This window comes from Pseudomonas putida (assembly GCF_001636055.1).
GTDB lineage: Bacteria > Pseudomonadota > Gammaproteobacteria > Pseudomonadales > Pseudomonadaceae > Aquipseudomonas > Aquipseudomonas machongensis.
This window is the reverse complement of record NZ_CP011789.1, coordinates 281,783-291,510: the sequence shown is the minus strand read 5'-3', so window position 1 is coordinate 291,510 and position 9,728 is coordinate 281,783. Positions and strand designations below refer to the sequence as shown.

The 9,728-nt window shown below is 63.1% G+C and carries 11 protein-coding genes; all 11 read left to right on the top strand.

Annotation, left to right across the window (positions count from 1 at the left end; all coding sequences use genetic code 11):
* Positions 1-129: 129 nt before the first annotated feature.
* Positions 130-312 carry a sulfur starvation response protein OscA gene (oscA, locus tag AB688_RS01295; protein WP_016489716.1) on the top strand — a complete coding sequence of 61 codons (183 nt, stop codon included), beginning with the start codon at positions 130-132 and terminating at the stop codon, positions 310-312.
* Positions 313-357: 45 nt separating this feature from the next.
* A complete protein-coding gene (locus tag AB688_RS01290; protein WP_063541730.1) occupies positions 358-1,365 on the top strand; it encodes a sulfate ABC transporter substrate-binding protein in 1,008 nt (335 codons plus the stop codon).
* A gap of 153 nt (positions 1,366-1,518) precedes the next feature.
* On the top strand, positions 1,519-2,337 hold the full coding sequence (cysT, locus tag AB688_RS01285) for a sulfate ABC transporter permease subunit CysT (RefSeq protein ID WP_054891099.1): 819 nt from the start codon (positions 1,519-1,521) through the stop codon (positions 2,335-2,337).
* Positions 2,338-2,350: 13 nt separating this feature from the next.
* Positions 2,351-3,223 carry a sulfate ABC transporter permease subunit CysW gene (gene cysW, locus AB688_RS01280; protein ID WP_054891100.1) on the top strand — a complete coding sequence of 291 codons (873 nt, stop codon included), beginning with the start codon at positions 2,351-2,353 and terminating at the stop codon, positions 3,221-3,223.
* Positions 3,224-3,226: 3 nt separating this feature from the next.
* Positions 3,227-4,216 carry a sulfate/molybdate ABC transporter ATP-binding protein gene (locus tag AB688_RS01275; protein WP_054891101.1) on the top strand — a complete coding sequence of 330 codons (990 nt, stop codon included), beginning with the start codon at positions 3,227-3,229 and terminating at the stop codon, positions 4,214-4,216.
* 418 nt (positions 4,217-4,634) lie between these two features.
* Complete coding sequence (locus AB688_RS01270; RefSeq protein ID WP_063541728.1) at positions 4,635-5,435, top strand: energy transducer TonB; 801 nt, start codon at positions 4,635-4,637, stop codon at positions 5,433-5,435.
* A 36-nt stretch (positions 5,436-5,471) separates the two neighbouring features.
* Positions 5,472-6,194, top strand: a complete 723-nt coding sequence (locus AB688_RS01265; RefSeq protein ID WP_054891103.1) for a MotA/TolQ/ExbB proton channel family protein — start codon at positions 5,472-5,474, stop codon at positions 6,192-6,194.
* Between the two features lies 1 nt (position 6,195).
* Complete coding sequence (locus AB688_RS01260) at positions 6,196-6,597, top strand: ExbD/TolR family protein (protein WP_054891104.1); 402 nt, start codon at positions 6,196-6,198, stop codon at positions 6,595-6,597.
* A 286-nt stretch (positions 6,598-6,883) separates the two neighbouring features.
* Positions 6,884-7,465 carry an alpha/beta hydrolase gene (locus AB688_RS01255; protein WP_063541726.1) on the top strand — a complete coding sequence of 194 codons (582 nt, stop codon included), beginning with the start codon at positions 6,884-6,886 and terminating at the stop codon, positions 7,463-7,465.
* 61 nt (positions 7,466-7,526) lie between these two features.
* Positions 7,527-8,474, top strand: coding sequence for a sigma 54-interacting transcriptional regulator (locus AB688_RS01250; RefSeq protein ID WP_063541724.1), 948 nt, complete (start codon positions 7,527-7,529; stop codon positions 8,472-8,474).
* 186 nt (positions 8,475-8,660) lie between these two features.
* Positions 8,661-9,446, top strand: a complete 786-nt coding sequence (locus tag AB688_RS01245) for a MetQ/NlpA family ABC transporter substrate-binding protein (protein WP_063541721.1) — start codon at positions 8,661-8,663, stop codon at positions 9,444-9,446.
* The last annotated feature ends 282 nt before the right edge of the window (positions 9,447-9,728 follow it).

Genomic DNA, 9,728 nt, shown 5'->3' with positions numbered 1-9,728 from the left:
TCAGTAATTCAGTTATATAAACATTCTTAAACAGTATTTTTAAGAATATCCCGCCGTCACTAAGATTGCCCTCAAGCCAGGCGCAATCCCCTTCCTCTGCCCGGCACCCTTACTCAATGGAGAACGAGCATGAGTGCATCTCTGCGTAGCATCGACGGTCAGGACGAAGCCACCATTCTGCGTGAAATCCAGAGCGCGCTGCGCGACCTGCGCTTCGGTGCAGTGGAGATCACCGTGCACAACGCTCAGGTCGTGCAGATCGAGCGCAAGGAGAAATTCCGCCTGCAGCAGCCCGGCAACAAGTCCGGCTGACTCCGACACATCCAACTAGAAAAAATGCCAATCGGGAGCTTCACCATGTCCATCCGCCGTTATGCGCTCGCCGCTCTGGCCAGTGCCGTTTTTGCCGGTTCCGCCATCGCCAAGGATTACGAACTGCTCAACGTGTCCTATGACCCGACCCGTGAGCTGTACCAGCAGTACAACGCCGAATTCATCAAGCACTGGCAGCAGACGCATCCGGACGACAAGGTGAAGATCCAGCAATCGCACGGCGGCTCGGGCAAGCAAGCCCGCGCGGTAATCGACGGCCTGCGCGCCGACGTGGTGACCCTGGCCCTGGCTGGCGATATCGACGAAGTCGCCAAGCTCGGCAAGACCCTGCCGGAGAACTGGCAGACCCGTCTGCCGGATGCCAGCACCCCCTACACCTCGACCATCGTGTTCCTGGTGCGCAAGGGCAACCCGAAAGGCATCAAGGACTGGGGTGACCTGATCAAGAAAGACGTCTCGGTCATCACTCCGAACCCGAAAACCTCCGGCGGCGCGCGCTGGAACTTCCTCGCCGCCTGGGCCTATGGCCTGAAATCCGGTGGTAGCGAAGCCAAGGCCAAAGAGTACGTGCAGGAGCTGTTCAAGCACGTACCGGTGCTGGATACCGGCGCCCGCGGCTCGACCATCACCTTCGTCAACAACGGCCAGGGCGATGTCCTGCTGGCCTGGGAAAACGAAGCCTTCCTGGCACTGAAGGAAGACGGTGGCAGCGACAAGTTCGAGATCGTCGTGCCGTCGCTGTCGATCCTCGCCGAACCGCCAGTGGCGGTGGTCGACAAGAACGCCGAGAAGAAGGGCAACACCGAGATCGCCACCGAATACCTGAAACACCTGTACAGCCCTGCTGGGCAGAAGATCGCTGCGGAAAACTTCTACCGTCCGCGTGACGAGAAAGTCGCCGCCGAATTCGCCAAGCAGTTCCCGAAACTTGACCTGGTGACTATCGACAAGGACTTCGGTGGCTGGAAAACTGCTCAGCCGAAGTTCTTCAACGACGGCGGTGTGTTCGACCAGATCTACCAGGCGCAGTAAGGCCCGAGGACAGCGGGGCCGCTCCTGCAGGGGAACGCGACCCTTGCCGGAGCGGCCTTGTGCCGCGAATGGGCTGCGCAGCAGCCCCAGGATTCAAAAGTTTGCACCGGCCCGGGATTCTTCCGGGCCAAGTGCGTTCAACCAGGGATATTTATGTCACGTCGCATCTCCCCCGTCATACCCGGCTTCGGGCTGACGCTGGGCTACACCTTGGTGTACCTCAGCCTGATCGTGCTGATACCGCTGGCGGCCATGTTCATTCATGCCTCGCAGCTTACCTGGGAGCAGTTCTGGAACATCATCAGTGCACCGCGGGTCATCGCGGCGCTCAAGCTGAGTTTCGGTACCGCCCTGTTCGCCGCCATCATCAATGGCGTGATCGGCACCCTGCTGGCCTGGGTGCTGGTGCGCTACACCTTCCCCGGGCGCAAGATCATCGAAGCGATGATCGACCTGCCGTTCGCCCTGCCCACCGCCGTCGCCGGTATCGCCCTGACTGCCCTGTACGCACCTGCGGGCTGGGTCGGCCAGTTCGCCACTGACCTGGGCTTCAAGATCGCCTACACCCCGCTGGGCATCACCCTGGCCCTGACCTTCGTCACGCTGCCGTTCGTGGTGCGTACGGTGCAGCCGGTGCTGGCGGACATCCCGCGTGAGGTCGAGGAGGCCGCCGCCTGCCTGGGCGCCAAGCCGTTGCAGGTGTTCCGCCATGTGCTGGCGCCGGCACTGCTGCCGGCCTGGCTGACCGGCTTCGCCCTGGCATTCGCCCGGGGCGTGGGCGAGTACGGTTCGGTGATCTTCATCGCCGGCAACATGCCGATGAAGACCGAGATCCTGCCGCTGCTGATCATGGTCAAGCTCGACCAGTACGACTACACCGGCGCCACGGCCATCGGCGTGCTGATGCTGGTGGTTTCCTTCATCCTGCTGCTGCTGATCAACTTGCTTCAGCGGCGCATCGAAACCCCTTGAAGGAGGCCCGGTCATGTCTTCGTCATCCATAACTGCAAGCTCCGCCGCCAATGCCGCCCGCCGCGGCAGCGCCACCTCGCGCCGTGTACTGATCGGCCTTGGCTGGCTGGTGTTCGCGCTGTTCCTGCTGCTGCCGCTGGTGATCGTGGTGTCCCAGGCGCTGAAGAATGGCTTCGGCACCTTCTTCGAGGCGATCTTCGAGCCTGACGCGCTTTCGGCGCTCAAGTTGACGCTGCTTGCGGTGGGCATCTCGGTGCCGCTGAACCTGGTGTTCGGGGTCAGCGCCGCCTGGTGCGTGAGCAAGTACAGCTTCCGCGGCAAGAGCGTGCTGGTCACCCTGATCGACCTGCCGTTCTCGGTCTCGCCGGTGATCGCTGGCCTGGTCTACGTGCTGATGTTCGGCGCCCAGGGCCTGCTCGGCCCCTGGCTGCAGGACCACGATATCCAGATCGTCTTCGCCCTGCCGGGCATCGTGCTGGCGACCATTTTCGTCACCGTGCCCTTCGTCGCCCGTGAGCTGATCCCGCTGATGCAGGAGCAGGGCACGCAAGAGGAAGAGGCCGCGCGCCTGTTGGGCGCCAACGGCTGGCAGATGTTCTGGCATGTCACCCTGCCGAACATCAAATGGGGCCTGATCTACGGCGTGGTGCTGTGTACCGCGCGGGCCATGGGCGAGTTCGGTGCGGTGTCGGTGGTCTCCGGCCATATCCGCGGTGTCACCAACACCTTGCCGCTGCATGTGGAGATCCTCTACAACGAGTACAACCATGTCGCGGCCTTCAGCGTGGCCAGCCTGTTGCTGATCCTGGCGCTCTTCATCCTGCTGCTCAAGCAGTGGAGCGAGAACCGTATTAACCGCCTGCGCCACAGCGCAGCGGAGGAATAAGTCATGTCGATCGAAGTTCGTAACGTCAGCAAGCGCTTCAACAGTTTCCAGGCCCTGAACAACATCAACCTGGATATCCACAGCGGTGAGCTGGTCGCGCTGCTCGGCCCCTCCGGCTGCGGCAAGACCACCCTGCTGCGCATCATCGCCGGCCTCGAGACGCCGGATGACGGCAGCATCGTGTTCCACGGCGAGGACGTCTCGGGCCACGATGTGCGCGATCGCAACGTCGGGTTCGTGTTCCAGCACTATGCGCTGTTCCGCCACATGAGCGTGTTCGACAACGTCGCCTTCGGCTTGCGCATGAAACCCAAGGGCGAACGTCCGAGCGAGAGCAAGATCGCCGAGAAGGTCCATGAGTTGCTGAACATGGTCCAGCTCGACTGGCTCGCCGACCGCTATCCCGAGCAGTTGTCGGGGGGCCAGCGCCAACGTATCGCCTTGGCCCGTGCCCTGGCGGTGGAGCCGAAGGTGCTGCTGCTCGACGAGCCGTTCGGCGCCCTCGATGCCAAGGTGCGCAAGGAGCTGCGCCGCTGGCTGGCGCGGTTGCACGAGGATATCAACCTGACCTCGGTGTTCGTCACCCACGATCAGGAAGAGGCCATGGAAGTGGCCGACCGCATCGTGGTGATGAACAAGGGCGTGATCGAACAGATCGGCTCGCCGGGCGAGGTGTACGAGAAACCGGCCAACGACTTCGTCTACCACTTCCTCGGCGATTCCAACCGCCTGGCCTTGAGCGAGGGCAACCATGTGCTGTTCCGTCCTCACGAGGTGTCGCTGTCGCGCCATGAGACCGAGGGCCACCACGCTGCCGAAGTCCGCGACATTCGCCCGCTGGGCGCGACCACCCGAGTGACGCTGAAGGTCGAGGGGCAGAGCGAGCTGATCGAGGCTGAAGTGGTCAAGGATCACGACAGCCTGACCGGGCTTGCGCGCGGCGAGACCCTGTTCTTCCGGCCGAAGGTCTGGCAGAAGGTGGCGGATATCTAAGCTGCCGTGTGCATGGAAAACCCGGGTTTGCAGCCCGGGTTTTTTATTGCCTGGGCGAAGGTCGGGGCTGCTGCGCGGCCCTTCGCGGATAAACCCGCTCCACAGGCTCCCCTCGGATTCAAGGACAGCGCTGTGCCTGTAGGAGCGGGCTTGCCCGGCGAAGGGCCGCGCAGCCCTCGCCGGATTTCGATACCTTCCACGAATATTTTGCATGCCGCACGTGCATGATTTTCCCCGCTCATCGTTACAGCCCTTGTGCCACGCGGCTTTGCGGGAACTCCTAAAATCTTATATTCGATAAAGGCATAGCTTTAATTTTAAGCATTACTTTCAGAGATAAGCCTCTGGAATGGATGATTCAGCCACGAGGACCGGCCAAGGTCCGAAGACCTGCATCACGTTTCCAGGAGTCGATTCAATGGGTAATGTCCAGACGGCCGCGAGGGCCTACGACCAGCCATGGCGCCCGGCCCCGGGCGACCTGGTCGAGCTTGGACGCACGCTTCGCCTGCCGCTGGCGCAGCTGCGCCTGCAGCGCACGCCGGTCAGTGGTCTCAAGCGTCGCGACAAGCTGGCGCTGGGGTTGCTGGTGCTGGTCCTGCATGGCGCTGCGGCCTACTGGGTCAGTCAGCGACCAACCCCCGAGCTGCCGGTGATTCCGCCAGAGATTCCGCCGATGACCATCGAGTTCGCCGCCCCGGCGCCGCCGGTCGTCGAGCCGCCACCGCCTGTGCCTGTGGTCGAGCCGCCACCGCCACCACCGCCGGTGGTCGATGAGCTGGCCGCCAAGCCTGCACCGAAGCCGGTACCTAAACCAAAACCGGTGCCAAAGCCCGTACCCAAGCCGCAGCCCAAACCGGTCGAGGCGCCACCACCGGCACCGACCCCAGCGCCTGCGCCGCCTGCTCCGGCACCTGCACCACCAGCACCGGCACCGGTCACGCCCGCTTCAGCCAACGCCGCGTACCTGAAGAACCCGGCGCCGGAATACCCGCAACTGGCCCAGCGCCGTGGATGGGAAGGCACCGTGTTGTTGCGGGTGGAGGTACTGCCTAGCGGCAAGCCGGGGCAGATCCAGATCCAGAAGACCAGCGGCCGCGATGCCCTGGATGCTGCCGCGCTCGCTGCGGTGAAGCGCTGGAGCTTCGTGCCGGCCAAGCAGGGTGACGTGGCCCAGGTGGGCTGGGTCAGCGTCCCGATCGATTTCAAGCTTCGTTAACTCGCGCCATCGAACCGAACATAGGAAGATTTCATCATGAGCCTGTTGGCATCCCCTCTCGAATCCGTTGAAAGCGCCGTCATCTGGCTGCTGGTTGGTTTTTCCGTGGTCACCTGGGCGTTGGCCCTGGTCAAGGTCGTGCAGTTCGTGCGGCTGAAGAACCAGGACAAGCGCTTCCATGCCCAGTTCTGGGCCGCTTCAAGCCTCGACTCGGCAGCCGAGATCAGCCACGAGCAGCCAGGCCCTGCGGCCCGCGTCGCCCAGGCCGGTTATGCCGCCATCGCCGTCGGCGAGCCGGGCCAGGCGGCCGACCTGAGCCATGCGATCAATCATCAGGACCGCCTCGAGCGCGCCCTGCGCCAGCAGATCGTGCGTGAGCGTCGTTCGCTGGAAACCGGCCTGGCCGTGGTCGCCAGTATTGGCAGCACCTCGCCGTTCATCGGTCTGTTCGGCACCGTGTGGGGCATCATGGAAGCGCTCAAGGGCATCAGCGCTGCCGGTTCCGCCAGCCTGGAAACCGTGGCCGGCCCGATCGGCGCGGCGCTGGTCGCCACGGGCGTGGGTATCGCCGTCGCGGTGCCGGCGGTGCTGGTCTACAACTACTTCCTGCGTCGCCTCAAGCTGACCGCTGCCGACCTCGACGACTTCGCCCACGACTTCTACAGCCTGGCGCAGAAGAGTGCCTTCCGCGTCCTGGTTCACCCGACCCTGCAAAAAGCCCAGGCCGGTTTCGGCCAGCCGGTGAAGGAGGCTTCCTGACATGGCGTTCTCGACCCAGGACAGCGACGAAGTCCTCAGTGAAATCAACGTCACGCCGCTGGTGGACGTCATGCTGGTGCTGCTGGTGGTGTTCATCGTCACCGCGCCGCTGCTGACCAACGCCATCCCGATCAACTTGCCCAAGACCGAGGCCGTCGCGCCGGTGGAGCAGAAAGACCCGCTGGTGGTGAGCATCGATGGCGGCGGCAAGCTGTTCATCAACAAGGATGAGATCCAGCCGGACCTGCTGGAAACCAACCTCAAGGCGGCCAGGGAAAAGGACGCGGATGTGCGTGTACAGCTGCAGGCTGACGACGGTGTCAACTACGGCGAAGTGGCGCGGGCGATGGCGGCCATCGAACGTGCCGGGATCAGCAAGCTGGCGGTGATCACCGCGCGTTGATCGGCAATACCCTCTTCAGGCAAGTGCTTCAGGGCCATTTCTCTTGGCAGGGGATGGCCCTTTTTTTATGCACCTCCCTGTAGGAGCGGGCTTGCCCCGCGATGGCGTCCACGCAGGCGACGATGTTGCCCAGGCGGACGTCATCGCGGGGCAAGCCCGCTCCTGCAAAGGGGCGTGCAATTACCTTGATTATGGTTATTAATAAATAGCTTCTTATTCCTTTACGAATATAACTGCCTCCCTATACTTGGTTCCCAAGCACGCAAACTTCCAAGGAGGCGTCCCCATGCGCAATGAGTCGATTCGTTACCTGATTGTGCCGGGCTGGCAAGGATCGCCAGACAATCATTGGCAAAGCCACTGGCAGCGCAGCCTGCCCAACAGCGCCCGGGTCGAGCAGCGAGATTGGCTCACCCCGCAGCGGCGCGACTGGGTGCAGGCGCTCGAGCAGGCGATTGCCGCCGAACGCTCGCCGGTGATCCTCATCGCCCACAGCCTGGGCTGCATCACCGTCGCCCACTGGGCCGCGCAGGCCAGCCCTGCGCTGCTGCGCCGGGTGCGAGGGGCGCTGCTGGTGGCGCCAGCGGACGTCGAACGGCCGACCTGCGCGCCGGCCTTGCGCAACTTTGCGCCCATCCCGCTGCACACGCTGCCGTTCCCCAGCCAGGTGGTCAGCTCGGACAACGATCCGGCCGTCAGCGTGCCGCGTGCACTGTACCTGGCCAAGGCCTGGGGGGCGGAAGCGGGGCTGTTGAGCAATGCCGGGCACATCAACGTCAAATCCGGCCACGAGCGTTGGGAACAGGGCTTCGCTTATCTGTACCGCCTGCAAGGCCGGATCGAGCAGCGCTCCCTGCGCCGCGCCTGACCTGGTCTTTCAACCGATTCGCTGACTCCCCGGTCGCCTGCGGCCGGGGCGGGAGTTTTCCATGAGTTTCAACAACCCCTTCGGCCAGCCGCTGCTGACGTTCCCCGAGCTGGACAAGAGCCCGCTGAGTATCCGTGCCAAGGCGCTGGTATTCGTCGATGCACGTTCGCAGCAACTGCGCGAAGCGCTCGAACGCCTGGCGCCGCAACCGCTGCCGGTGCTGATCCGTGGTGAGACCGGCACCGGCAAGGAGCTGCTGGCCAGGCAGATCCACCGCGCCAGCGATCGCGCGGGGCTGTTCGTCTCGGTCAATTGCGCAGGCATCAGCCACACCTACGCCGATGCCGAGCTGTTCGGCTACAGCGCCGGTACCCATGGCGGCACGGCCAGCAGTCGCGCAGGCTGGTTCGGTTCGGCCAATGGCGGCACCTTGTACCTGGACGAGATCGCCGACCTGCCGTTGGCCATCCAGGGCAAGCTGCTGGCGGCACTGGAAAACCGCGAGGTCACCCGGGTCGGCGCCCAGCAGCCACAGGCCGTGGATGTGCGCCTGGTGGCCGCCTCCAGCATCGACCTGGCCCAGGCAGTGCGTGCCGGGCGCTTCAACGAGCGGCTGTACCTCTATCTGCGCGAGGGCGAACTGGAGCTGCCAGCGCTGCGCCAGAGGGTCGGGGACATCCTGCCGCTGGCCGAATACTTCGTCGGCATCTACAGCGTGCGCCTGGAACGCAGCGTGCCGCTGATCAGCGAAGCGGCGCAGCAAGCGCTGGAAGCCCATGCCTGGCCCGGCAACACCCGCGAGCTGGAGAACGTCATCCACTTTGCCCTGCTGGTGGCCGAGGGCGATGAAATACTCCCGCAGCATCTGGACCTGCCCGAGCGCGCGCCCCTGACCCGTCTGGCCAGCCAACTCGCGCAACTGGGGCGCAGCCGTGAGCCAGGTACGCTTGCCGCCTTGCGCGAATTGCTGGAGCGAAGCCTGGTCGAACTGAACACATCCGCGCGCTAGAGCGGTTGCCGACGGCTCATAAGCAAAGTGGGTGATGGCTTTTTGTTTTTGGAATAAGCAGCGAATCAAAAGATATTGTTAGGGCATAAAAAATCCCGGTATCGTCCGCTCCACGCCCACTGTCGAGACGGTGCGGCACCTGACTTCGCCATCCTCGATGGCCCCAGCTTGATAACAAGGATCACCATGAAAAAGACCCTGCTGACGACTGCCCTCGCCGCTGCCCTGTCGGTGTCCGGCCTGGCTCACGCCGCCGAAAAACTGGTGGTAGCCGCCACGCCGGTGCCACACGCCGAAATCCTCGAGCTGATCAAGCCGACCCTGGCCAAGGAAGGCGTTGACCTGCAGATCAAGGTCTTCACCGACTACGTGCAGCCGAACGTGCAGGTCGACCAGAAGCGCTTGGACGCCAACTACTTCCAGACGCTGCCGTACCTGAAGAACTTCAACGAAGGCAAGGGTACCCACCTGGAAACCGTGATCGGCGTTCACGTCGAGCCGTTCGGTGGCTACTCCAAGAAGGTCAAGAGCCTGTCGGAGCTCAAGGAAGGCGCCACCGTGGCTATTCCGAACGAGGGCAGCAACAGTGGTCGCGCCCTGCTGCTGCTGCAGAAGGCCGGCCTGATCACCCTGAAGGATCCGAAGAACGCCCTGGCGACGCCGAAAGACATCGCCGAGAACCCGAAGAAACTGAAGTTCCGCGAGCTCGAGTCGGCCATGCTGCCGCGTGTGCTGGATCAGGTCGACCTGGACATGATCAACACCAATTACGCGCTGGAGGCGGGCCTGAACCCGGCCAAGGATGCGCTGGTGATCGAGGGCAGCGACTCGCCTTACGTGAACTTCCTGGTTGCGCGTCCTGACAACAAGGACAGCGAAGCCATCCAGAAGCTGGCCAAGGCCCTGACCAGCCCTGAAGTGAAAGCCTTCATCGAGAAGAAGTACCAAGGTGCGGTGCTGCCGGCGTTCTGATTTGCCCGGTTAGTGCTTCACATGAAAACGCCGACACTGCTGTGTCGGCGTTTTCGTTTGGAAACCGAAACCTTCAACGCTGCCCGGAAAGCGCCTTGCGCAGGGCCAGCAACCACTGAAGCTGTTCATTCGAAACGGGCGTGCTTGGGCTGTTCATTGTTGTCGTCCGTGTGGGCCTGGTTGGCCGATCAGTCTGAAGTCCTTTTGAGAGGTATTTCGAAGGAAAGATCCGTGGCAGATGTATGAAATTTCCGGTTAGCCCGTCGGGTGATATCAATATGC